This is a genomic window from Streptosporangium heterodermiicola, from assembly GCF_051390675.1.
In the GTDB taxonomy this organism is placed as follows: domain Bacteria; phylum Actinomycetota; class Actinomycetes; order Streptosporangiales; family Streptosporangiaceae; genus Streptosporangium.
In genome coordinates this window covers 129,460-151,763 of record NZ_JBPJSR010000016.1, presented here as the reverse complement: position 1 = coordinate 151,763, position 22,304 = coordinate 129,460, and the positions used below count along the sequence as shown (strand labels likewise).

Genomic DNA, 22,304 nt, shown 5'->3' with positions numbered 1-22,304 from the left:
GGTATCGGGACCGGCCCGTCCGGAACTCGCCAGGCCACTCTCTGGAATATGGTTCTACCGTGTACGCCTACTGGGAGACGGTTCCGACCAGGTGGAAGGACAACGACGTCTACGGCCACGTCAACAACGCCGTCCACTACTCGATGATGGACACGGTGATCAACACCTGGCTGGTCAGGACCGCGGGCCTGGACATCCACGGCGGCGACACCATCGGCCTGTGCGTCGAGTCGCACTGCGCCTACCGGGCCTCGGTGTCCTTCCCCGAGGCCGTCAGGGTCGGGCTGCGGGTCGGCCACCTGGGCCGCTCCAGCGTCCGGTACGAGCTGGGGCTGTTCCGCGAGGACGGCGAGACGGTCGTGGCGGAGGGCCACTTCGTCCACGTGTTCGTCGACCGGGAGACGCGCGGGCCCGCCGGGATCCCCGGACCGCTCCGCGAGGCCATGGAGAAACTCGTGGTCACCGGCTGACCTCCCCACACCCGCTCACTTCTCCGAGGGAGAATCACCTCTCCGGAGGAACGAGAACACCGGGGTTGAGGATGCCCTCGGGGTCGAGCCGGTCCTTGATCCCGCGCAGGATCTCCACGCCCAGGTCGCCGATCTCGGTCGCGTACGCCTCCCGGTGGTCGCGGCCGACGCCGTGGTGGTGCGAGACGGTGCCCCCGGCGGCGACGATCGCCTCGTTGACCGACCGCTTGGCCGCCTCCCACTGCCCGACCGGGTCCTCGCCCTGCGCCGTGACGACCGTGAAGTACAGGGAGGCCCCGGTGCCGTACACGTGGGAGATGTGGCACATGACCAGCGGCGATCCGAGTGAGGCGTGCAGCGAGAACCGTACGGCGTCGTAGAGGCGGGGCAGGTTGGACCAGAAACCGGCCGTCTCCAGCGTCTCGACGGTCGCCCCGTCGGCGAGCAGCGAGTCGCGCAGGTAGGGCGCGGAGTAGCGCCCGTGGGCCCACGACTCCCCCGGCTCCGTGCCGAGGGGGACGCCGCCGAGGCCGGACAGCGCGGCGGCGACCCGCTCCCTCAGGGCGGGCACCTCGGAGAATCCCTCGTACCCGGCGATCGCCAGGCAGCCCGCGCCGGCCGGCGAGGCGCCGATCTCGCCGGGGCGGGCCAGCCCGACCATCGTCTCCGTCTCGTCGGACAGGCGCAGCACGGTGGGTACGACGCCCTCCTGGACGAGGTGCCGCAGCGCGGCCGATCCCTCCGCGAACGACGCGAACCGCCACCCCTCGTAGACCCGCTCGGCGGGCGCGCGCCGGACGCGGAGCCGCAGGGAGGTGATCACCCCGAAGGCGCCCTCGGAGCCGAGGATCACCTGGCGCAGGTCGGGCCCGGCCGCCGACTTGGGCGCGCGGCCGAGTTCCAGGGTGCCGCGCGGGGTGGCCACGGTCACGCCGACCACCATGTCGTCGAAGCGCCCGTACCCGGCCGAGGCCTGGCCGCTGGACCGGGCGGCGGCGAAACCCCCCAGCGTGGCGTACTCGAACGACTGCGGAAAGTGACCTAGGGTGAACCCGTGCCCGGCCAGAAGCCGCTCGGCCTCCGGGGCCCGCAGCCCCGGCTCCATCTCGGCGACCATCGACTCCGCGTCGACGGCGACCAGCCGGTCCAGCCTGGCCAGGTCCAGCGCGACGACACCGGCGAAGCCCCGCCGGGTCGCGACCAGGCCGCCGACCACGGAGGTCCCGCCACCGAACGGGACCACCGCGACCCGGTGCGCGGCGCACACCGACAGCACCTCCAGCACCTCTCGGTGAGAGCCGGGCAGCACCACGGCGTCGGGGGCGTCGGAGCCGTCCCCGGCGCGCATGCGCATCAGGTCGGGAGTGGACTTGCCCCGGGTGTGCCGGACGCGGGTCTCGTCGTCGGAGCGCACGTGGCCGTCGCCGACGACGCCGCGCAGCTCCGCCAGGACGGACGGGGAGAGGGTCACGGCGGGCAGCCGCACCTCGCCGAGCTCGGCGGCCCTGTCCTGCCGGGGGCGCACGCCCAGCACGTCCTGGAGAAGTTTCCTGACCGGTTCCGGCAGGTCGGCGGCCTTTCCGGGGTCGCCCCAGCCGGACCAGAGCATGGGATCTGCGGCACTCGTCGGATTTTCCACCCTTACACTGTGACATATGACGTCTATTCGTCACAGTGCAGACGCGGACAGCACCGACCGGGTCCTGGACGCCGCCCGCGAGGCGGTCCTCGCGGTGGGGGTGCGGCGCACCACGCTCACCGACGTGGCGCGCAGGGCCGGGCTCTCCCGCATGACGATCTACCGCCACTGGCCCGACGTGCGCACCCTCGTCGCCGACCTGATGACCCGCGAGTGGGTACGCGTCGCGGACCGCTTCGCGACCGGGGACCCGGTCACCTCGGCGGTGGCGGTGGTACGGGCACTGCGTGTCCACCCGCTCTGGCGGAAGATCGTCGAGGTCGACCCGGAGCTGCTCCTGCCCTACCTGCTCGACCGCAGGGGAGCCAGCCACGAGGCCATGCTCGCGCTCGTCGAGGCCGCGATCGTCCGGGGCCAGGAGGAGGGCACCGTGCGTCCCGGTGACCCGGCGAGGCTGTCCAGGGCCGTGCTGCTCACCGCCCAGTCGTTCCTGCTCTCCGGCCCGACCATGCTCGACCCGGCCGGCCCTGACACCCCGGTCTCCTCGGTCGGGCCGGACGACCTGGACGCCGAGCTCGCCACGCTCCTGGAAAGGTACCTGCGACCGTGAACTCCTCCCTCAACGCCACCCGCCGCGAACGCGAGCTGGCCGAGGTGCGCGACCTCGTGGTGGACGTGCTGGTGGTCGGCCTGGGCGCCACCGGCGCCGGGGCCGCGCTCGACGCGGCCTCCCGGGGGCTCTCCGTGGCCGCGATCGACGCCTACGACATGGCCTTCGGGACCTCCCGGTGGAGTTCCAAGATGATCCACGGCGGCCTCCGCTACCTGGCCAAGGGACACGTCGGGGTCGCGTACGAGAGCGCGGTGGAGCGCGGACGCCTGCTCGGGCGCACCGCGCCGCACCTGGTCAGGGCCCACCCCTACCTGCTGCCGCTGGTCCACGAGGTCTCCCGCAGTCACGCGGCGCTGGTGATGACCGGGTACCGCGTCGGCGAGGGGCTGCGCATCGCCGCGCGCACGCCCCACCACCTCCTGCCCGGCCCGTCGCGGATCTCCGCCGCGCAGGCCCTCGCCCTCGCCTCGCCGCTGACCTCGCGAGGGCTGCGCGGCGCCCTGCTGTCGTGGGACGGGCGGCTGGCCGACGACGCCCGCCTGGTGGTCACCGTGGCCAGGACGGCCGCCGCCCTGGGGGCGAGGATACTGACGCGCTGCCGGGCGCTGGAGCTGTCCGGCGACGGCGCGCTGGTCCGCGACGAGCTCGGCGGGGACACCTTCACGATCCGGGCCAGGACGGTGGTCAACGCCACCGGCGTCTGGGCCGCCGGGCTGCACCCGGGCATCCGGCTGCGTCCCTCGCGCGGCACCCACCTGGTGCTGCGGCCCGAGACGCTGCCGGGCCTGGCCGCGGGGCTGCACGTGCCGATCCCCGGGGAGGGCAACCGCTTCGCCCTGGTCCTCCCCCAGTCCGACGGGCGGGTCCACGTCGGCCTCACCGACGAACCGGTGGACGGCCCCGTCCCGGACGTCCCGCCGGTACCCGAGGAGGACGTGACCTTCCTGCTCGCCGTCCTGAACTCCGTGCTGGAGGAGCCGGTCCGGCGCGAGGACGTCGCCGGGACGTACGCGGGGCTGCGGCCACTGATCGCCGCCGACGGCCGCACCGCCGACCTGTCCAGGAGGCACGCGCTGCTGACCACGCCGGACGGGATGGTGACGATCGTGGGCGGCAAGCTGACCACGTACCGGCGGATGGCCGAGGAGGCGGTCGACCGGGCCGTGTCACTGGGCCGGCTCGACGCGGGACGGAGCCGCACGGCGGATCTCCCCCTCATCGGGGCCATCCCGGCGAACGGTCCCGAAGCCCCTGACGGCGCGCGCCGCGCGAACGGCGGAAACAGCGGAAACAGCGGAAACGGCACGAACGGCGAGGGCGACCGGGAGGCGGACCGGCTGCTGGAGCGGTACGGGAGCGAGGCGGGCGCCGTACGGGCCCTGATGGCGGAGGACCCCTGGCTGGCCCAGCCCGGGCCGACCGGGGTCACCGGGGCCGAGCTCGTCTGGGCGGTCAGGCACGAGGGCGCCCTGGACGTGGACGACCTCCTCGACCGGCGGACCAGGATCGGCCTCGTCCCGCAGGACCGCGACGCGGCCCTCCCCCTGGCACGCGCCGCACTGGCCTACTGATCCCCCTGGAGCCGGGAAAGCCGTCGGATCCCCCTGGCGCGCGCCGCACCGGCCGACCCGTGCCGTGAACCGGGAAGGCCGCCGAGCCACCGCCCCCTCCCGAGGGCACGTCGCTTTCACAGGCCTATGATCGTTTCACTCTCGCCACTCGGATCCGCCTGTTAGGTTAGTCTTACCTAAGTCGGAGCGAGGAGAGAGCGTGAGCACGGGAAGTGTCGTGAGCAGGGCGGACCTGGCCCCCAAGGGGTGCACCCACCCGCCGGGCTGCCACACCGGCGAGCTGCCGGTCTACGCCAGCGCGACCGTCGGAGCCCGCTTCTGGCTGCTCATCGAGCACTCCGGCCCCTGGGCCTCCCACCTGGAGGACTGCAGCCTCCCCGAGGATGTTCACATCCTTGTCAAACGTGCCACGCGGCTCGGCATCCGGCCCCAGCTGATCCGTCGTCCCGGACGCCGGAACCCCGAGGAAACCGGCATTCACGTCATGGTCGCCGACTCCGGCTCGGCCGAGCCATGGATCGCCGAAGGCGTCATCGCAGGTCCGGACGATCTTAACCTTGACAGCGTGGTGGCCGGAGTGGTCCCGGAGTCCTGCATACTTGTGAGTGAGCCGGTTTTTCTGGTCTGCACGCATGCCAAGCGCAACGCGTGCTGCGCCCGCATTGGACTACCCCTAGCTCGGTCCTTGGCAAAAACATTGCCGGACACAGTATGGGAAACATCACATGTTGGCGGCGATCGATACGCCGCCAACCTCGTGTGCTTGCCACACGGGCTTTACTACGGCAGCATGTCTCAGGCTGCTGCGATCGCGGCAGCCGACGCGTACCGGTCCGGCGAGGTCATCCTCGACCGTTTCCGGGGACGCGCAGGCATCCCTGAGCCACTGCAGGCCGCTGAGCATTTCATCCGCATTCATACGGGTGATCTCTCGGTTGGCGGAGTGGCCGTGGAGTCCTCCAGGTTGGACGGCGCCGTCACCGAGGCATTTGTGCGCGGTAGTGGCGCTCGTTTTCGGGTAGTGGTTGAACCCATGACGCTAACAACGCCATGTGGTACGGCTTGCGCCGATACGATCACTACCTACCGGCTGGTCACGCTGGACAGGCTCACCCCTGTGCGGTACGCCACGTCCGCCCTGACCTGACCTGAGGGAACATCACGGCCAATCCAGGCGTTGGACCCAGGGACGTCAAAAGCGTCTAATGCGGCATTAACCAGAAATACCTCTCACTATAAGGTGGTTTTCTCATGTCTCAGGTACGTCGGCAGACCGCCCGGCCTCGGCCCAGCTGGGGCTGGCAGGATGACGCCGCGTGCCGGGGCGAGGACCTCGTGCTCTTCTTCGGCCCCGACGGCGAGCGCCAGCCCGAGCGTGACATCCGCGAGCGCAAGGCCAAGGCGATCTGCGCCCAGTGCCCTGTTCGCGCAGAGTGCCTGGACTACGCGCTTTCCCGTCCGGAGAAGTACGGCACCTGGGGCGGTCTGAACGAGGACGAGCGCGCCTCCGAGCGTCGTCGTCGTATGCGCCGCGCCGCCAGCGCCGGCATCAGTGCCGTCGCCTGAGCAGTACCTCCACCCGGCTTCCCCCGCACGTGTGATCTCGCGCACCCCCTGCGAGATCACACGTTGTCGTGTCGGGCCCCGTTCGTGCGGTGCCCAGGGCGGGCGACCGCACGACGGGCTTTCCCCGAGGGTCAGGGCCTGTTGCGGCCCTGCTTCCGCATCTCCTTGGTGATGCTCTTCCACTTGCCCTGAAGCTCCTTGCGGAGCCGCGCGTCACTCCTGGACGCCATCCACGCGGCCTCCCTCTGGAGCTTGTTCCAGCTTTCCAGCCGCCTTTCCGGGAGCGTGCCGTCCTCGATCGCGGCGATCACGGCGCAGCCCGGCTCGCTGTCGTGGCGGCAGTCGCCGAACCGGCACCGCCCGGCGAGCTCCTCCAGGTCGGAGAAGACCATGTCCACGCCCTCGCCCATGTCGTACAGGCCGACGCGGCGGATACCCGGCGTGTCGATGATGAGGCCGCCTCCCGCCAGCGGGATGAGCTCGCGGTGCACGGTGGTGTGACGCCCCCGGCCGTCTCCGGCCCTGACCTGCTGGGTCTCCATCACCCCCTGCCCCGCCAGGGCGTTGACGAGCGTCGACTTGCCCGCCCCCGAGGCGCCGAGCACCACCGCGGTGCGCGTGCCCCCAAGGTACCCGCGGACGATGTCGACGCCCTCGCCCGTGACGGAGCAGATCGGGTGAACGTCCACCCCCGGCGCCGCCGAGGCGACCTCGTCCATCAGGAAGTCGAGGCCCTCGCCGATCAGGTCGGACTTGGTGACGAGCACCACGGGACGGCCCCCGCTCTCCCAGGCGAGCGCGAGCAGCCGCTCGATCCTGCCCAGGTCGGCGGTGTCGGTGGCGTGCAGGGCGGGTTCGGCGACGAAGACGACGTCGACGTTGGCGGCGAGCACCTGCCCCTTGGAGTCTCCGGAGAGCCCGCCCCTGGAGACCCTGGCGACGCCGCCGCGCACGAACGCGGTGCGCCGGGGCAGCAGCGCCTCCAGCTCGGAGCGGCCCTCGGCCAGGCGGCGGAGGCCGACCCAGTCGCCGACGCAGGGCAGGGCGACGGGGTCGGCGGCGGCGTCGCGGCGCACCCTGGCGCCGTAGTCGGCCCGGAGATGCCCGGAGGCGGTGAGCACCTCGGCGGCACCGCGATCGACGCGGGACACGCGGGCGGGGGTCAGGCCCGCGGGAAGCTCGGCGGCGAAGGAGTCGTTCCAGCCGAGCGCGGTGAGAACGGATGAGGAAGAGACGATTGGCGAAGACAACGTAAGCACCCTTGTGGAAGGCCGGGTGCCCTGTCGCGAATCGGTTAGGCGGGCACCCGGAGGTTGATGGACGGCAGGCTCGTCAGAACAACCCGCATAGGTCCCCACCTCCTGTCGCCTCGTGGCCGCGCGTCTGTCGAACGGCGTCTCCGGGAGAACTTTAGCGCAGCGCCTCCCGTCCGGCGCAAACACATTTGCGGTGTTTCCCCGATCGCCCCGAAGGGTCCGGCCCGGACACCGCCGTCACCCGGCGCCCCGGACCCTTGTCCCGCCCGGCGCGCACCCTGGACCTTTGCTCCGCGTGGCGTGTCCCGCCCCCTTGTCGCCCGGCGGGGTTCCGACCCCCTGTTCCGCACCGCGCACTCCGGCCCCGAGGTGGATCTCCCCACCGCCCGACCACGCGAGAACGCCCGGCCGGGGAATCCCGGCCGGGCGTTCTCGTTCCGCTCCACGCTCCACATGACCGGCCGATGGCCGGTCCGATGCCCGATCGGTCGTCGATCAGCGCGTCACCGCGCCCCGGAGGCCACCCGGACCCAGGGGGGCACGGGGTGTCACGCGCCCGAAGACGCGCGGACCGTACGAGCCCGCGAAGGTCGTACGAACGGCGACCCCGCCGCGACTGGCACGATCACGGACCAGGGATGGGGAAGATCACAGCCCGGGGGCGGGGAAGTGGGAGGTGAGCTCCCTGACCTCGCCGTGGACCCGGGTGATCACGTGCTTGGCCTCTTCCTCGTCCTTGGCCAGGGCGGTGACGACCTGGTCGATCCAGGCGCCGATCTGCCGCATCTCCGTGACGCCCATGCCCCTGCTGGTCACGCCCGCCGTGCCGATGCGGATGCCCGAGGGGTCGAACGGCTTGCGGGTGTCGAAGGGCACGCTGTTGTAGTTGGTCTCCAGCCCGGCCCTGTCGAGGGCCTGGGCGGCGGGCTTGCCGCCGATGCCCTTGGGGGTGAGGTCGAACAGGATGAGGTGGTTGTCGGTGCCGCCGGAGACCAGGTCGAAGCCCCGGCTCAGGAGCTCCTCGGCCAGCGCCTGCGCGTTCAGGACGACCTGGCGGGCGTAGTCCTTGAAGTCGTCGGTCGACGCCTCCTTGAGCGCCACCGCGATGGCCGCGGTGGTGTGGTTGTGCGGCCCGCCCTGCAGGCCGGGGAAGACGGCCTTGTTGAGGGCGGTGGCGTGCTCGTCGGAGGTGGCCATGAGCATCGCGCCCCGGGGACCGCGCAGGGTCTTGTGGGTGGTGGTGGAGATGACGTCCGCGTGGCCGACCGGCGACGGGTGGGCGCCACCGGCCACCAGGCCGGCGATGTGCGCGATGTCGGCGGCGAGCACGGCCCCGACCTCGCGGGCGATCTCGGCGAAGGCCGGGAAGTCGATCGTGCGCGGGACAGCGGTGCCACCGCAGAAGATCAGCTTGGGGCGCTCGCGGAGGGCGATCTCACGCACCTCGTCCATGTCGACGCGGCCGGTGTCCTGCCGCACGCCGTAGCGGACCGGGTTGAACCACTTGCCGGTGGCCGAGACCGACCAGCCGTGGGTCAGGTGGCCGCCGAACGGCAGGCCCATGCCCATCACGGTCTCGCCCGGCTTCAGGAAGGCCAGGTAGATGGCGAGGTTGGCGGGCGAGCCCGAGTAGGGCTGCACGTTGGCGTGGTTCACGCCGAACAGGGCCTTGGCCCGGTCGATGGCGAGGGTCTCGACCTGGTCGATGACCTGCTGGCCCTCGTAGTAGCGCTTACCGGCGTAGCCCTCGGAGTATTTGTTGGTCAGGACGGTGCCCGTGGCCTCAAGGACGGCCTTGGAGACGTAGTTCTCCGAGGCGATCAGCTTGACGGTGTCGGCCTGCCGCCGCTCCTCGGCCCTGATGAGCTCGGCGATCTGCGGATCCACGCTGGAAAGAGCGCTCATGCGCCTTCACTCCCTGTCATCGTCGACATCGCGCGAAGACCCAGGCGCTCGGCCTCCTCGCCCTTCCGCTCCCCGGTGGTCTCTCCCACCTTATGCGCCAGTCACGGCTTAGACGATAGCGGACTGGGCCCCGCGCCCGGCGCGACCTGCGCCCTCGACGGGCCAGAGCCGGTCGACCTCGGCGTTGAGCGTGGCGCCGATGAGCACGGCCAGCGCGGTGATGTAGAGCCACAGCAGCACGGCGATGGGGGCGGCGAGCGAGCCGTAGATGGAGACCGGCGAGAACCAGGCGGCGAGGACCGCGCGCAGCACGGCGGCACAGACGATCCAGATGACGAGCGCGAGCAGAGCCCCGGGCAGCTCGCGCCACCAGCGCGTGCGCACGGGCACGCTCACGTGGTACAGCAGGGTGAGGAAGATCACCGAGCCGATGACGACCACCGGCCAGTAGAGGATGTCGACCAGCACGGTGTAGTCGGCGGGCAGGGCCCCGCGCAGCGCGGCCGGGCCGAGGACGAGCACCGGCATCACCACCAGCCCGATCAGCAGGCCCGCGAGATAGAACCCGAAGGACATCAGGCGGGTGCGGATGATCCCGCGCTCCTCGCCGAGGCCGTAGGCGACCGAGATCAGGTCGACGTAGACGAACAGCGCCCGCGAGCCCGACCAGAGCGCGAGCAGGAAGCCCAGGGAGATCAGCGAGACCTGGTTCTCGGGTTTCAGCACGTCCTCGATGAGGGGGGTGACGACGGTGTCGACGGCGTTGTCGGTGAACAGCAGGTGGGCCTGCTGGTCGATCCAGTCGCTGACGTTCTTGACCGTCTCCGGGCCGAACACCCGGGTCAGCTGGCCGAGCACGCCGATCAGGCCGAGCATGAACGGCGGCAGCGACAGCAGCGCGAAGAAGGCCGCCTCACCCGCCAGGCCGGTGACGCGGTAGGTGACGCCCGCGTTCGTGGTGGCGACGATCAGGGTCCACGTGTCGGTGCCGCGGATCCACGAGAGCAGCGCCCGCAGCCTGGCCCAGACGTCCGTCCCGCGGATCCACGCGACACCGGCGCGCAACCGCGTCCCGGGCCCGCGCGGAGGGCGCCGCTCGGGCCCGGGCCGATGGGCCGGGGCATCAGTGGACGTCATGCCACACAACGGTATTCCTAGCCGCGCTTGATCACGAGTCGGGCGGGCAACGATCGAATCTCGCACACCTGCCCGTACCCCTCGCGGCGAAACCTACCTGCGGTAGAACGCCTCCGCGTCGTCCACGTCGACGATGCGCGCGCCCAGCGGCAGCAGGGAGACCGGGATCAGCTTGAGGTTGGCCAGGCCCAGCGGGATGCCGACGATCGACAGGAAGAGCGGGATCGAGGTGAGCAGGTGCCCGATCGCGAGCCAGATCCCGGCCACGACGAACCAGATCACGTTGCCGATGGCAGACAGCGCCCCCGCGTCGGGGTCGCGTTCCACGGTCCGGCCGAAGGGCCACAGCGCGTAGGCGGCGATCCGGAACGACGCGATGCCGAACGGGATCGTGATGATCAGGACACAGCACACGATTCCCGCGAGTACGTAGCCGATCGCCAGCCAGATTCCCGCGAAGACCAGCCAGATGACGTTCAACAGCGTCCGCATATTTACGAGCATGTCAGGCGGGACGAGGCCGGTTCCATCCGGTGTCACCCTGAGGCGCCCCTGATCACGACCCCGGCCCGAGTGGGGCCCGCCCCCTTACCCGGCTTACCCGGCTTACCCGGCTTACCCGGCTTACCCGGCTTACCCGGCTTACCCGGCTTACCCGGCTTACCCGGCTTACCCGGCTTACTTCGCCTGCCCGGCTCGCCCGGCCCAGGTGGAGGAACCCGTCCCTTGTCCCGGCCCGAGTGGGGCGCGCCCCTTGCCCGGCGGCCCGGCGAAGGCCTGGGCGATCGCGGTCCACGTCCGGGCGGTCTCGCCGCGTACCTGGAGGGACGTGTCGGCGAGGTGGCGGCGCCGGACCACCAGGAGGCAGAAGTCGACCATGGAGCCGCGGACCACGTCGGCGGCGTCCGGGGGCCCGGCCTCCCACGGAGACCCGTCGGGCATGGCCAGTTCCACCCGAACCGGGCGCGACGGCGGCTCCAGGCCGCGCACCGCGAAGCCGTACGGCATGGCGCGCACCCCGAGCGTCGCCACGTGCCTGAGCCTGGCGGTAGGCACGCGCGTGACGCCGAGCGCGTCCGCCACGTCCTGCCCGTGGGCCCAGGTCTCCATCAGGCGCGCGGTGACGAAGGACGCGGCCGACATCCCTGGGCCGTACCAGGGCAGCCTGGCACCGGCGTCCAGCCGGGCGAAGGACTCCAGGCCGCGGGCCCTCGCCTCGCGGAACCACTCGTGGAGCTGGGCGGCGGTCAGGCCGCGCGAGGCGGCGGCGAGCTCGTCCACCGCGGAGTCCCCGCGGGCGAGGAACGCGGGCAGGGCGGCGCGGAACGCCCCGGGATCGTCGGCGGAGACGGTGGCGGCGTCGTCGAACCAGGCGAGGTGGCCGACCTGGTCCCGGACCGCCCAGCCCTCGGCCGGGGTGGGCAGCTCCCACTCGTCAGGGCCGAGCCCCTCGATCATGGCGTCGAACTCGGCCGTCTCGGCGCGCAGGTCCGCCAGCAGCTCGTCCATCAAGCCCATGACGCCTCCATGTCCCGGCCCAGACAAGGGTAACCGAGTGACGTTCTAGAGGGAACGGCGCAGAATGGACCCATGATCTGCGAGGACTGCAAGGAGCGGCGGCACGAGACGTGCCGGGGAGGCTCGTGGTGCGACTGCCAGCACCAGCCCGCCCCGAAACCCAGTGAGTCGGCGCTGGACTGGCCGCGTCAGGGATGACCCGGATCCCGCTCCGCCGGGGATGACCGGATCCCGCCCCGGCCCCTCCGGCGCCCCGGCGCGGGCCCGGATCCCCACGCCCGCGTCCCCGCCCAAGTCCACCCGAGCCCACCTCCGTGTCCATGTCCGAGTCCAGATAGTGGACCTGACGTTGGACATCCACGAGGCCCGGGGTATCGTCGTAGACATGCCAGCGGACCCATTGCTCGTCGTGCGACGCCACGTCGACCTCCTGCGTGTCCGCAGTGCCATCTGTTGTGACGTCCGTTAACCGTCGCCCCCTGCTGATTTCACCCAGCTCGGCCGCGTAACAGGCGTCCTCTTCTGAGTAATCGACCCCCGCACTCGACGATGAGGCGGGAGGTGCCGCCCGTGCGCGTCCGGAAATCATTCCATCGAGCCACAATGAGGACGCGCGCATGACGACCCCTGCCCGGTCGGCGAATCGACATCACAAGCGCCCGCGCGGCGAAGGTCAGTGGGCTCTCGGTTACCGCGAGCCACTGAACAAGAACGAGGAGAACAAGAAGAACGACGACGGCCTCAACGTCCGTCAGCGGATCATCGACGTCTACTCCAAGCGCGGCTTCGACTCCATCGACCCCGCCGACCTGCGCGGCCGGATGCGCTGGTTCGGGCTCTACACCCAGCGCAAGCCCGGGATCGACGGCGGCAAGACCGCGATCCTGGAGCCGGAGGAGCTCGACGACCGCTACTTCATGCTCCGCGTCAGGATCGACGGCGGCAAGCTCAACCTGGCCCAGCTGCGCGTCATCGCCGACATCTCCAACCTCTACGGCCGGGGCACCGCCGACGTCACCGACCGGCAGAACATCCAGCTGCACTGGATCGAGATCGAGGCCGTTCCCGACATCTGGGAGCGCCTGGAGTCGGTGGGCCTGTCCACCACCGAGGCCTGTGGCGACACCCCGCGCGTCATCCTGGGCTGCCCGCTGGCCGGGATCGACACCGACGAGGTCATCGACGGCTCCGAGCAGATCCGGGAGATCTACGACACCTACATCGGCGACCCGGCCTTCTCCAACCTGCCGCGCAAGTTCAAGTCCGCGGTGAGCGGGTGCCCGGCGCACTGCACCGTGCACGAGATCAACGACGTGGCGTTCGTGGGCGTCGTGAACGAGAACGGCGAGCGCGGCTTCGACCTGTGGGTGGGCGGCGGCCTGTCGACCAACCCGATGCTGGGCAAGCGGCTGGGCGTCTTCCTCACCCCGGACCAGGTCGCCCCCGCCTACGGCGGCGTGATCGGCATCTTCCGCGACTACGGCTACCGCCGCCTGCGCCACCGGGCCAGGATCAAGTTCCTGATCAACGACTGGGGTCCCGAGAAGTTCCGCGACGTCCTGGAGAAGGAATACCTGGGCCACACCCTGCCCGACGGCCCCGCGCCCGAGCGGCCGCGCGGCGGGCGCAGGGACCACGTGGGCGTCTTCCCGCAGAAGGACGGCAACTTCTACGTCGGCTTCGCCCCCAAGGTCGGCCGCCTCGACGGCGACAAGCTGCACCTGATCGCCGACATCGCCGAGCGGCACGGCTCCGACCGGGTGCACACCACGGTCGAGCAGAAGATGGTCATCCTCGACGTCGCGCCCGACAGGGTCGACAGCCTCGTCGCCGAGCTGGAGGCGGGCGACCTGCGGGTCAACCCCTCCACCTTCCGCCGCCAGACCATGGCGTGCACCGGGATCGAGTTCTGCAAGCTGGCCATCGTCGAGACCAAGGTCACCGCGGCCAACCTGATCGACGAGCTTGAGCAGCGGCTGCCCGACTTCAAGAGCCCGCTCACCATCAACGTCAACGGCTGCCCCAACTCCTGTGCCCGCATCCAGGTCGCCGACATCGGCCTCAAGGGGCAGCTCGTCGTCAACGACGAGGGCGAGCAGGTCGAGGGCTTCCAGATCCACCTGGGCGGCTCGCTGGGCGTCAACCCCGGCTTCGGCCGCAAGGTCCGCGGCCTGAAGACCACCTCCGAGGATCTTCCCGACTACGTGGAGCGCGTGCTCCGCAACTTCGAGAAGCAGAAGGACGACGACGAGACCTTCTCCGACTGGGTGCAGCGCGCCGACGACGCGGACCTGAAGTGAACGGCCGTCACACCGGCCGGCCGCGGACGAGCGGGACGAGGAGGGACGGATGAGCGAGCGAGCCGTTCCCTTTCACTGCCCGTACTGCGGTGAGGAAGACCTGGAGCCCTACGAGGGCGACGGCGGCTGGTACTGCCGGTCGTGCGTGCGCGCCTTCAAGCTGAAGTTTCTCGGAATCGGGGTGCGCTCGTGACGCGCGGCGAATCCGGCGCGGCGAACGTGACGACCGCGGTGACCTCTCCGGCCGGAGAGGTCACCGCGGCCCGCGCGGCCCGCACGGTGGGTTCCGGCACGACGACGAGCGCAGATGTCCGCGCGGCACGACCCGCCGGCGCGGCGAATGAGGATTGGGTGAACGAGCGATGACACTGGTGGACATCGAAGTCGGGTTACGTCAGCAGCGGGGGACGCTCGATCTGCAGGAGATCGTCGAGTCCGCCGCGCGGTTCCTGGAGGACGCCTCGGCCCTGGAGATCATCCGCTGGGCGGCGGCGACCTTCGGCGACCGGCTCTGCCTGACCGCCTCGATGAGCGACGCCCTGCTGATCGACCTGGTCAGCCGGGTCAAGCCGGGTGTGGACGTGCTGTTCATCGACACCGGATACCACTTCGCCGAGACGATGGGCACCCGCGACGCCGTCCAGCAGGTCTACGACGTGAACGTGATCGACGTGAAGCCGTCGCGCACGGTGGCCGAGCAGGAGCGCGACCTGGGGCCGCGCCTGTTCGGGCGCAACCCCGACCTGTGCTGCTACCTGCGCAAGGTCGAGCCGCTCAACCGCGCCCTGGAGCCGTACCTCGCCTGGGTCTCCGGCATCCGCCGCGACGAGGCCGTCACCCGCGCCGGGATCAAGGTCGTCGAGTGGGACGCCAAGCGCCAGATGGTCAAGATCAACCCGATCGCCAGGTGGACGCAGGAGGACGTCGACAACTACATGGCCGACAACGGGGTGCTGATCAACCCGCTGCACTACGACGACTACCCCTCGATCGGCTGCGCCCCCTGCACCCGCCAGGTCGCCCCGGGCGAGGACCCGCGCAGCGGCCGCTGGGCGGGCATGGGCAAGACCGAGTGCGGGCTCCACGTATGACGTGGCGTGCCTCCGGCACGGCTCCCGCGATGCCGCTGGTAGCGGTGGCACACGGGTCCCGCGACCCGCGCGCCGCCGCGACGGTGGAGGACCTGCTCGACCTGGTACGGGAAGCGCGGCCCGAGCTCCTCGTGCGCACCGCCTACCTCGACCACGCCTCCCCGACGCTCCCCATGGCGCTGTCGGGGCTGGCCGAGGCGGCGGTGCTGCCGCTGCTGCTCACCGAGGCCTACCACAGCCGGGTCGACATCCCCGGCGCGCTGGCCGAGACGACGGCCCGCAGGCCCCTGCTGCGCGTGCGCGCGGGCGCCACCCTGGGCCCGCACCCGCTGCTGGTCACCGCGCTGGAGCGGCGCCTGGCCGAGGCGGGCGTGGCGCCCGGCGAGCCCGGCACCGCCGTGGTGCTGGTCTCGGCCGGTTCCAGTGACCGGCGGGCCAACGCGACGGTCGCCGGGATCGCCGGGGACTGGGCGAGGCTGCGCGGCTGGCGGTCGGTGACCGCCGCCTACGCCTCGGCCGCCGGCCCCACCCCCGAGGAGGCCGTGCTGCGCCTGCGCCGCTCGGGAGCCTCGCGGGTCGTGGTCGCCCCCTACCTGCTCGCCCCCGGCCACTTCGCCGACAAGATCCGCCGCGAGACCCTGGCCGCGGGCGCCGACGCCGTCGCCGACGTGCTGGGCGCGGCCCCCGAGGTCGCCGAGGTGCTGCTCGAACGCTACGAGCGGGCCGCGTCCCGGCACAGGGCCCTGGCCACCGCCTGAGCCCCCGTGCGAGCGGAGCCGCTCAGGACGTGCCCGAAGGTGTGCCGCCCGCGCCCTCACAGCTCAGGCGGACCATCTCCCCGGTGCGCGGATCCAGCTGGCGTACGTTGTCCCGGCAGACCGGGGGGATCACCTCCCGCGCCACGACCGACCACTCGAGAGGGAAGGGCTCCGCCGCGGCGAGTCGCTCCTCCCAGCCCTCGAAGAAACCGTCCATCCCCTCGACCAGCTCAGCGGCCGTACTGCCCGCGCTTTCGATCTCGCCGGGCAGTACGGCCGCGAACACGGTCTGCCCGTCGGCCAGGGGAGTCGCGGCCGGGGTCTCGCTGATGTCCATGGGATGGCCATCGGGACCGGTTCCGCAGAGCCGCCTGCGGGGAGGAGCGTCACCAACCCAGACGATCACCCGTCGCAGTGGCCCGGAGCAGTAGACGTGCACTCCCAGCAGGTAGTTCCCGGATCCGATCCGGAGCTCCTCGCGTGTCCCGCCGGTCTTGTAGGTGCGGTTCGCGAGTTGACGGAGGGGGTGCGGCTCTCCCAGCGGCTGTGACGTCGTCGGGATGGTGGGGGACGGCTGGGCCATGACACCGGTCCAGACGTCCGGGTCGTCGGCGACGCCGCCCGCGGGTGTGTTGAGAGCCACCGCGACGACGAGGGTGGCCGCGACCGCGCCGCCCGCCGTCCAGCGGCGGCGGCGCCTGATCGCGCGGACGCGCCGGTGGACACCGGCGACGGTCACGCCTCTGTCGCGCCCCTCGCCCTCGTCCCCGTTCAGGATCTCGCGCAGCTCTGATTCGGTGATCGTCATCTCAGCTCCCCGTGGTGATGGCGGCGACGGCCGCGGGATCGACGCGCAGCTTGCGCAGTGCCCGGCTGGCCTGGCTGCGTACGGTCGCCACCGAGCAGCCGAGGATCTCGGCGATCCGCTGGTCGGGCAGGTCGGCGAAGTAGCGCAGGACGATCACGGCCCGCTGCCTGCCGGGAAGCCTGGCCAGGGCCTGGCGGACCGCCTCCCGCGTGGCCAGCGCGTCCGTCGCGTCGCCGTCCGGCGCCTCGGGGAGGACCGCGCTCGGCACCTCTCCGCGCCATCTGCGCCGCCACCAGGTGACGTGGGTGTTGACCAGGATGCGGTAGACGTACGGGTCCGGATCGTCGCCCACCCTCCGCCAGGCGAGCCACGCCTTGGCCAGGGCCGTCTGCAACAGGTCCTCCGCCGTGCCCCAGTCACGGCACAGCAGGTAGGCGGCCCGTAACAGGCGGGCCGAGCGCTGCTCCACGTAGTGCTCGAAGTCAGCCCGATCTCGCATCGGGGATCCTCACTGTCGGTGTATGTCACCGATCACTACGCCGTGGAGATCCCGAGACGTTGCACGTGTCCCGGAGCCACCCGCCGAGGGCGGGGCCGTCTTCAGTGGCGGGGCGGCTGCGGGGGGTGGGGAGGCTGGGGCGGCGCCGGGGGCCACTGGGGTGCGTGCGAGTGCCGGGGGTGCTCCGGGTGGGAGGGGTGGAGATGGTGGGAACCCGGCCCGGACGGGTAGTGGCCGTACTCGCCGGTGAGCTCGCGCAGCTCGTCCCACTGCTTGCGCCAGGCGGCTATGGCCTTCTTGAGGGGCTTGGTCTTGGCGTCCCCGACCACCTTGACGTCTCCCATGAGGACGTAGGCGGTGACCCGGACGAGCGGCGCGTTCGTGCCCGGGGGCGCCTCGATGACCTGGACCTTCTTGTCGCCCATGACGGCGATGCCGTCGAGCTCGACGTCCACCCCGTCGGGGACGATGATCTTCACGTTGCCCATGACCGCGGTGGCCATGATGTCGACCACTCCCCCGGTGCGTACCTCGGCCTGGCGCAGGTCCAGCAGGACGTCGCCCATCACGGCGACGGCGCCGAGCGGCTTGTCGATCCGCCACGAACCGCGCCGCTTGGAGCTGCTCATCACCGCCACGAACCAGCGCCGCACCTGGCCGCGCTCCGGCGGGGGCGGGCGGTAGGCGGGCGCGGGGGCCGGATGCCCGCCGGGCAGGTCCGAGGTGATCACCGCCAGCTCCGCCTGGGTACGGGCGTTGTACGCCGCCTCGGTGCGCTCGGTCAGCTCCCCGAGGGTGAGGCGGCCCTCGACGGAGGCGACCCGCAACCGCTCGACGCTGGCTTCCCGCTCCGCGTCCGAGACCCGCATTTCCCCGGGATCATTCATAACTCACAACATATCGCGAGCTGACCCGATAGAGGATCCCTCAACGGGAGGAAGCCCGATAATCACATCGGATGACGGCTCCTCGCCGGGCGCGCGGCCCGCGTACGGCCGAGCCGGTGGGGCACGCCATATGATCCGGAGACATGTACCGAGAACTCCTGGACGCGGTGGCGGCCAACGACGCCGAGCGGGCCGAGCGGCTGCTGCGGGACGGCACGAGCGCCGACCCCGAGGGCGCGGAAGAGCCCACCGCCCTTTACCTGGCATCGAACCGGGGCCGCGTGGCCGTCGTACGCGCCCTGCTGGCCCACGGAGCCGACCCCAACCGGATCAGCGGCGGCGAGGACGGGGGACTGCCCCTGTCCGCCGCCGCCGCCCTGGACCGCGTCGAGGCCCTGGAGGCGCTGCTGGCCGCCGGTGCCGACGTGTCGGGGCGGGAGGCCGGGGGGTGGACCGCCCTGCTCTGGGCCGCCGCCAACGGGCGGGCCGACGCGGCCCGCGCGCTGCTCGCCGCCGGGGCGAACCCCGAGGACGCCACCGAGACCGGCGACACCGCGCTCACCCTGGCCGCCCGGCGCGGCGCCCTGGGGGTCGCGCAGGCACTGCTGGAGAAGGGCGCCGAGGCCGACCGGCCCGACGGCGACGGCGACACGCCGCTGTCCATCGCCTACGACTGGCTGGGCACCCAGCTGGAGAGCGCGCTCCTGGAGCAGCTCACCGAGCAGGTCCCCGAGGACTCGCAGTTCGTCGTGGGCCGCAGCAGGGCGAAGGACGGCACCGACCTGGTGACCGTCGCGGCGGTGGGCCCCGACGGGACCCGCCTGGCCGAGCTCACCTGCCAGCGCGGGCACGCGGCCGTCGCCACCCTGCTGGAGGACGCCACCGGCGAGCGGCTGCCGTTCGACGACCTGGTCGAGCGGGCGATGCCGTACCGGGACGTCGACGAGGAGGCCGAGACCTGGTGGACCGTGGCGAGCTCGCTGAGCGCTCGCGGCGACGGGGAGACCTTCGACGCGGTGGCCCGGCTGTGCTCCAGCGAGGATCCGCGCAAGCGTGAGTTCGCCGTCGACGTGATCGCCCAGTTCGGGTTCACCGACGACGAGAAGCCCTACCTGGAGGAGGCGCTGCCGATCCTGCGGCGGATGGCGGCCACCGAGGGCGACGAGCGGGTGCTGCGCTCGGTGCTCGGCGCGCTCGGCCACCACGCCGACCCGCGCGCCCTGCCCGAGGTGCTGGAGATCGTCACCGCCGGCGGCTGGACCCGCACCCAGGCCGATCCCGCCGCGCTGGCCGCCGTCCTGCCCCCGGGCCACGCCGAGGGGCTCGCGCTGCTCGTCTCCATGACGGAGGACCCCGACGCGGAGGTACGCGACTGGGCCACCATGGGCCTGGCGGGCCTGGCGGAGGACCCGAAGGACAGCGAGCGGATCCGCGACGCGCTGGCCGCCAGGCTCGACGACGAGGACCTGAACACGGTCGCCGAGGCCACCCGGGGCCTGGCCACCCGGGGCGACGCGCGGGCCCAGCGGGGCACCGACCGCGTGCTCGCCGAGAGCGACGAGGACGACGACTACATCCGCGACCTGGTCAAGAACCCCTGACCCGCGCCGGCCGGGCGTTCCCCGCCCCGCCACTCCCCGGCGTCATCCGGACCGGGGCCGGCCGGCCACCCGCGCGGCCGGGAGCGGACGGCCGAACCTCACGGTCCGCTCCCGCGACCGCCCTGTCACTCGCCCGGCACTCGCCCGGCACTCGTGCGGCACTTGTGCGGCCGGGGGCGGGCGTGGGCGGGCGTGGGCCGCCGTACGCGCCACCGCCCGGCCGGTGCCGGCCGGGTAAGGCGGGACGAACGTCCGGCAACCGGTGGCCAACTATGAACGAAAATCGGATATAGCGCCTAATAAAGGGCGCCAGCCCCGCAGAAGGATGTTGAGATAGGCACAGAAGCCGGCGACGAGCCGGATGATGCACCGGAGGCCGCACGTGACCCATGACGTCTTCAACCAGGCCCACCCGCTCACCGGGCACGACGTGTCCGCCGACGCCGCCCTGATCGACGGCCTGGCCCGCGAGGGCGCGGGGTGGGCCACCGGGGAACTGCGGCGGCTCGGCCTCCTCGCCGGTTCCGAGCAGGCCCAGGACTGGGGACGGCTGGCGAACGAGCACCCGCCCGTCCTGCGCACCCACGACCGGTACGGGCGGCGGATCGACGAGGTGGAGTTCCATCCCGCCTGGCACGAGCTGATGGCCGTCGCCGTCGACAACGGCATGCACGCCACCCCGTGGTCGAGCGCGAGGCCTGGCGCGCACGTGGCCCGCGCCGCCAAGTTCTACGTCTGGAGCCAGGTCGAGGCCGGGCACGGCTGCCCGATCTCGATGACCTACGCCTCGATCGCCGCGCTGCGCCACAGCCCGGCGCTCGCCGCCGACTGGGAGCCCCTGCTCGCCTCCCGGAGCTACGACTTCGGGCTGCGCCCGCCGCTCGGCAAGCGCGGCGTGCTCGCCGGGATGGCGATGACCGAGAAGCAGGGCGGCTCCGACGTGCGCGCGGGCACCACCCGGGCCGAACCGCAGGCCGACGGGAGCTACCTCCTGACCGGCCACAAGTGGTTCAACTCCGCCCCGATGTGCGACGTGTTCCTCGTCCTCGCCCAGGCCCCCGGCGGGCTGTCGTGCTTCCTGCTCCCCCGCGTCCTTCCCGACGGGACCCGCAACGCCGTCCACCTGATGCGGCTGAAGGACAAGCTGGGCAACAGGTCGAACGCCAGCGCCGAGGTGGAGTACCACGGCGCGACGGCCTGGCTGGTGGGCGAGGAGGGCCGGGGGCTGCGGACCATCCTGGAGATGGTCAACATGACCCGGCTGGACTGCGTGATCGGCTCGGCGGCCGGCATGCGGTACGGCGTCACGCAGGCCGTCCACCACGCGAGGAACCGCGGCGCGTTCGGCAGGAGGCTCGCCGAGCAGCCGCTGATGCGCAACGTCCTGGCCGACCTGGCCCTGGAGTCGGAGGCGGCGACCGTCCTGATGACGCGGCTGGCCGGGGCCACCGACCGGGCCATCGCCGGCGACCAGGCCGAGGCCGCGCTGCGCCGCACCGCGCTGGCCGTGAGCAAGTACTGGGTCTGCAAGCGCGCCCCGGTCCACGCGGTGGAGGCGCTGGAGTGCCTGGGGGGCAACGGCTACGTCGAGGAGTCGCAGATGCCGCGGCTGTTCCGCGAATCGCCGCTGAACGGCATCTGGGAGGGTTCGGGGAACGTCGCGGCGCTGGACGTGCTGCGCGCCCTGGCCCGCGAGCCCGAGGCCCAGGAGGCGTTCTTCGCCGAGATCGCGCTCGCCTCCGGGGCCGACCGGCACCTGGACGCCGCCGCCGACCGCCTGCGCAAGTCCCTCGACGACACCACCGACTTCGAGATCCGGGCCCGTCGCGTCGCCGAGGACATGGCGCTGGTGCTGCAGGGCTCCCTGCTCGTCCGGCTGGCTCCCCCGGCCGTGGCCGACGCCTTCTGCGTCTCGCGCCTGTCCGGCGACGCGGGCCGCGCCTTCGGCACCCTGCCCACCGGCCTGGACCTGGACGCCCTCATCGAGCGCGCCTCGTTCTGATCCCTGTCCTCCGGGTTCCGGGACAACGGGGCGCTCCGGGTCACGGCCGGGTGACGACGCCGAGTAGGGTCGGTCATGGCCAACGGTTCATGATCGAAAGGACAATCGCCATGGCGACGACACGTACCGCGACGACCCAGTGGAAGGGCGCCCTGCTCGACGGTTCGGGCAGCGTCTCCCTCGACTCCTCGGGGGTGGGCACGTTCGACGTGTCCTGGCCCTCGCGCGCCGAGCAGGCCAACGGCAAGACCTCCCCCGAGGAGCTCATCGCGGCCGCCCACTCCTCGTGCTTCTCGATGGCCCTCTCCCACGGCCTGGCCCAGGCCGGCACCCCGCCCCAGACCGTGGAGACGAAGGCCGACGTGACCTTCCAGCCGGGCGAGGGCATCACCGGGATCGTCATCTCGGTCCGCGCCCAGGTTCCCGGCCTGACGGCCGAGCAGTTCCAGGAGGCGGCCGAGACCGCCAAGGCGAACTGCCCGGTGAGCAAGGCCCTCTCCGGCACGACGATCAGCCTCGACGCCGAGCTGCTGAGCTGATCGCGGTCATGCTCTCGCGGTCGGGATGACGGCGGCCGGACCGCTCCGCGGGGCGTTCACCACGGGTGACCGCCCCGGAGTGGACGGTCGCCTCGAACCGGTCACCGAGGGTGGCCGGCGGCGGGCCGATCACGACGCCTTCGC

21 protein-coding genes and 1 riboswitch are annotated in these 22,304 nt (G+C 71.9%); of the genes, 12 read left to right on the top strand and 9 right to left on the bottom strand.

Annotation, left to right across the window (positions count from 1 at the left end; genetic code table 11):
• Positions 1 to 59 precede the first annotated feature (59 nt).
• Positions 60 to 470 carry an acyl-CoA thioesterase gene (locus tag ACSC1Q_RS30445; RefSeq protein WP_436762121.1) on the top strand — a complete coding sequence of 137 codons (411 nt, stop codon included), beginning with the start codon at positions 60 to 62 and terminating at the stop codon, positions 468 to 470.
• A 34-nt stretch (positions 471 to 504) separates the two neighbouring features.
• Here the strand turns inward: ACSC1Q_RS30445 and ACSC1Q_RS30440 are convergent, their stop codons facing one another.
• Positions 505 to 2,079, bottom strand: coding sequence for an FAD-binding oxidoreductase (locus ACSC1Q_RS30440; RefSeq protein ID WP_436762193.1), 1,575 nt, complete (start codon positions 2,077 to 2,079; stop codon positions 505 to 507).
• A 46-nt stretch (positions 2,080 to 2,125) separates the two neighbouring features.
• Here ACSC1Q_RS30440 and ACSC1Q_RS30435 point away from each other — a divergent pair, with 46 nt between their 5' ends.
• The 4 genes from ACSC1Q_RS30435 to ACSC1Q_RS30420 all read left to right on the top strand — a co-directional run bounded on the left by ACSC1Q_RS30435 (position 2,126) and on the right by ACSC1Q_RS30420 (position 5,859).
• On the top strand, positions 2,126 to 2,719 hold the full coding sequence (locus ACSC1Q_RS30435; protein WP_436762120.1) for a TetR/AcrR family transcriptional regulator: 594 nt from the start codon (positions 2,126 to 2,128) through the stop codon (positions 2,717 to 2,719).
• Positions 2,716 to 4,293: a glycerol-3-phosphate dehydrogenase/oxidase gene (locus tag ACSC1Q_RS30430; protein WP_436762119.1), complete on the top strand. Its 1,578-nt coding sequence runs from the start codon at positions 2,716 to 2,718 to the stop codon at positions 4,291 to 4,293. Before ACSC1Q_RS30435 ends, ACSC1Q_RS30430 begins: the two co-directional genes overlap by 4 nt.
• Positions 4,294 to 4,492: 199 nt before the next feature.
• Positions 4,493 to 5,440: a ferredoxin family protein gene (locus tag ACSC1Q_RS30425; protein WP_436762118.1), complete on the top strand. Its 948-nt coding sequence runs from the start codon at positions 4,493 to 4,495 to the stop codon at positions 5,438 to 5,440.
• A gap of 104 nt (positions 5,441 to 5,544) precedes the next feature.
• Positions 5,545 to 5,859 (top strand): WhiB family transcriptional regulator, encoded by a 315-nt coding sequence (locus tag ACSC1Q_RS30420; protein WP_012893126.1) that lies wholly within the window; start codon positions 5,545 to 5,547, stop codon positions 5,857 to 5,859.
• Between the two features lie 131 nt (positions 5,860 to 5,990).
• Here the strand turns inward: ACSC1Q_RS30420 and rsgA are convergent, their stop codons facing one another.
• The 5 genes from rsgA to ACSC1Q_RS30395 all read right to left on the bottom strand — a co-directional run bounded on the left by rsgA (position 5,991) and on the right by ACSC1Q_RS30395 (position 11,675).
• Positions 5,991 to 7,118, bottom strand: a complete 1,128-nt coding sequence (gene rsgA, locus ACSC1Q_RS30415; RefSeq protein WP_436762117.1) for a ribosome small subunit-dependent GTPase A — start codon at positions 7,116 to 7,118, stop codon at positions 5,991 to 5,993.
• A gap of 645 nt (positions 7,119 to 7,763) precedes the next feature.
• Positions 7,764 to 9,020, bottom strand: coding sequence for a serine hydroxymethyltransferase (gene glyA, locus ACSC1Q_RS30410; protein WP_436762116.1), 1,257 nt, complete (start codon positions 9,018 to 9,020; stop codon positions 7,764 to 7,766).
• 31 nt (positions 9,021 to 9,051) lie between these two features.
• A riboswitch (ZMP/ZTP riboswitch) is annotated at positions 9,052 to 9,135 on the bottom strand.
• The gene (locus ACSC1Q_RS30405) at positions 9,129 to 10,157 is read right to left on the bottom strand and encodes a YihY/virulence factor BrkB family protein (protein ID WP_436762115.1); all 1,029 of its coding nucleotides are present in this window, start codon (positions 10,155 to 10,157) and stop codon (positions 9,129 to 9,131) included. It overlaps the preceding riboswitch by 7 nt.
• A gap of 93 nt (positions 10,158 to 10,250) precedes the next feature.
• A complete protein-coding gene (locus ACSC1Q_RS30400) occupies positions 10,251 to 10,649 on the bottom strand; it encodes a YccF domain-containing protein (protein ID WP_436762114.1) in 399 nt (132 codons plus the stop codon).
• A 186-nt stretch (positions 10,650 to 10,835) separates the two neighbouring features.
• Positions 10,836 to 11,675: a TIGR03084 family metal-binding protein gene (locus tag ACSC1Q_RS30395; protein WP_436762113.1), complete on the bottom strand. Its 840-nt coding sequence runs from the start codon at positions 11,673 to 11,675 to the stop codon at positions 10,836 to 10,838.
• A 617-nt stretch (positions 11,676 to 12,292) separates the two neighbouring features.
• Between ACSC1Q_RS30395 and ACSC1Q_RS30390 the strand changes: the two genes are divergently transcribed.
• The 4 genes from ACSC1Q_RS30390 (at position 12,293) to ACSC1Q_RS30375 (ending at position 15,824) form a co-directional block, all read left to right on the top strand.
• On the top strand, positions 12,293 to 13,975 hold the full coding sequence (locus tag ACSC1Q_RS30390) for a nitrite/sulfite reductase (protein WP_436762112.1): 1,683 nt from the start codon (positions 12,293 to 12,295) through the stop codon (positions 13,973 to 13,975).
• 49 nt (positions 13,976 to 14,024) lie between these two features.
• Positions 14,025 to 14,168: a hypothetical protein gene (locus tag ACSC1Q_RS30385; protein WP_012893136.1), complete on the top strand. Its 144-nt coding sequence runs from the start codon at positions 14,025 to 14,027 to the stop codon at positions 14,166 to 14,168.
• A 169-nt stretch (positions 14,169 to 14,337) separates the two neighbouring features.
• Positions 14,338 to 15,066 (top strand): phosphoadenylyl-sulfate reductase, encoded by a 729-nt coding sequence (locus ACSC1Q_RS30380; RefSeq protein ID WP_436762111.1) that lies wholly within the window; start codon positions 14,338 to 14,340, stop codon positions 15,064 to 15,066.
• A 29-nt stretch (positions 15,067 to 15,095) separates the two neighbouring features.
• A complete protein-coding gene (locus ACSC1Q_RS30375) occupies positions 15,096 to 15,824 on the top strand; it encodes a sirohydrochlorin chelatase (RefSeq protein WP_436762110.1) in 729 nt (242 codons plus the stop codon).
• Between the two features lie 22 nt (positions 15,825 to 15,846).
• On the opposite strand, the gene ACSC1Q_RS30370 is transcribed toward ACSC1Q_RS30375, so the two are convergent.
• The 3 genes from ACSC1Q_RS30370 to ACSC1Q_RS30360 form a co-directional block, all read right to left on the bottom strand.
• Entirely contained in the window at positions 15,847 to 16,632 is a 786-nt protein-coding gene (locus ACSC1Q_RS30370) for a hypothetical protein (RefSeq protein ID WP_436762109.1), read from the bottom strand.
• A 1-nt stretch (position 16,633) separates the two neighbouring features.
• Positions 16,634 to 17,131 (bottom strand): SigE family RNA polymerase sigma factor, encoded by a 498-nt coding sequence (locus ACSC1Q_RS30365; RefSeq protein ID WP_436762108.1) that lies wholly within the window; start codon positions 17,129 to 17,131, stop codon positions 16,634 to 16,636.
• Between the two features lie 101 nt (positions 17,132 to 17,232).
• A complete protein-coding gene (locus tag ACSC1Q_RS30360) occupies positions 17,233 to 18,018 on the bottom strand; it encodes a DUF1707 SHOCT-like domain-containing protein (RefSeq protein WP_436762107.1) in 786 nt (261 codons plus the stop codon).
• Between the two features lie 143 nt (positions 18,019 to 18,161).
• Between ACSC1Q_RS30360 and ACSC1Q_RS30355 the strand changes: the two genes are divergently transcribed.
• The 3 genes from ACSC1Q_RS30355 (at position 18,162) to ACSC1Q_RS30345 (ending at position 22,160) form a co-directional block, all read left to right on the top strand.
• Entirely contained in the window at positions 18,162 to 19,619 is a 1,458-nt protein-coding gene (locus ACSC1Q_RS30355; RefSeq protein ID WP_436762106.1) for an ankyrin repeat domain-containing protein, read from the top strand.
• Between the two features lie 364 nt (positions 19,620 to 19,983).
• Complete coding sequence (locus tag ACSC1Q_RS30350) at positions 19,984 to 21,621, top strand: isovaleryl-CoA dehydrogenase (protein ID WP_436762192.1); 1,638 nt, start codon at positions 19,984 to 19,986, stop codon at positions 21,619 to 21,621.
• 110 nt (positions 21,622 to 21,731) lie between these two features.
• Positions 21,732 to 22,160 (top strand): OsmC family protein, encoded by a 429-nt coding sequence (locus ACSC1Q_RS30345; protein WP_436762105.1) that lies wholly within the window; start codon positions 21,732 to 21,734, stop codon positions 22,158 to 22,160.
• Positions 22,161 to 22,304 lie beyond the last annotated feature (144 nt).

Bases quoted from the DNA above. Each gene is read 5' to 3' on its own strand.
- ACSC1Q_RS30365 (WP_436762108.1), bottom strand. From the start codon at position 17,131: ATGCGAGATCGGGCTGACTTCGAGCACTACGTGGAGCAGCGCTCGGCC.
- ACSC1Q_RS30395 (WP_436762113.1), bottom strand. From the start codon at position 11,675: ATGGGCTTGATGGACGAGCTGCTGGCGGACCTGCGCGCCGAGACGGCC.
- ACSC1Q_RS30360 (WP_436762107.1), bottom strand. From the start codon at position 18,018: ATGAATGATCCCGGGGAAATGCGGGTCTCGGACGCGGAGCGGGAAGCC.
- glyA (WP_436762116.1), bottom strand. From the start codon at position 9,020: ATGAGCGCTCTTTCCAGCGTGGATCCGCAGATCGCCGAGCTCATCAGG.
- ACSC1Q_RS30380 (WP_436762111.1), top strand. From the start codon at position 14,338: ATGACACTGGTGGACATCGAAGTCGGGTTACGTCAGCAGCGGGGGACG.
- ACSC1Q_RS30390 (WP_436762112.1), top strand. From the start codon at position 12,293: ATGACGACCCCTGCCCGGTCGGCGAATCGACATCACAAGCGCCCGCGC.
- ACSC1Q_RS30420 (WP_012893126.1), top strand. From the start codon at position 5,545: ATGTCTCAGGTACGTCGGCAGACCGCCCGGCCTCGGCCCAGCTGGGGC.
- ACSC1Q_RS30355 (WP_436762106.1), top strand. From the start codon at position 18,162: ATGTACCGAGAACTCCTGGACGCGGTGGCGGCCAACGACGCCGAGCGG.
- ACSC1Q_RS30405 (WP_436762115.1), bottom strand. From the start codon at position 10,157: ATGACGTCCACTGATGCCCCGGCCCATCGGCCCGGGCCCGAGCGGCGC.
- ACSC1Q_RS30345 (WP_436762105.1), top strand. From the start codon at position 21,732: ATGGCGACGACACGTACCGCGACGACCCAGTGGAAGGGCGCCCTGCTC.
- ACSC1Q_RS30440 (WP_436762193.1), bottom strand. From the start codon at position 2,079: ATGCTCTGGTCCGGCTGGGGCGACCCCGGAAAGGCCGCCGACCTGCCG.
- ACSC1Q_RS30400 (WP_436762114.1), bottom strand. From the start codon at position 10,649: ATGCGGACGCTGTTGAACGTCATCTGGCTGGTCTTCGCGGGAATCTGG.
- ACSC1Q_RS30350 (WP_436762192.1), top strand. From the start codon at position 19,984: ATGCACCGGAGGCCGCACGTGACCCATGACGTCTTCAACCAGGCCCAC.
- ACSC1Q_RS30375 (WP_436762110.1), top strand. From the start codon at position 15,096: ATGCCGCTGGTAGCGGTGGCACACGGGTCCCGCGACCCGCGCGCCGCC.
- ACSC1Q_RS30385 (WP_012893136.1), top strand. From the start codon at position 14,025: ATGAGCGAGCGAGCCGTTCCCTTTCACTGCCCGTACTGCGGTGAGGAA.
- ACSC1Q_RS30370 (WP_436762109.1), bottom strand. From the start codon at position 16,632: ATGACGATCACCGAATCAGAGCTGCGCGAGATCCTGAACGGGGACGAG.
- ACSC1Q_RS30435 (WP_436762120.1), top strand. From the start codon at position 2,126: ATGACGTCTATTCGTCACAGTGCAGACGCGGACAGCACCGACCGGGTC.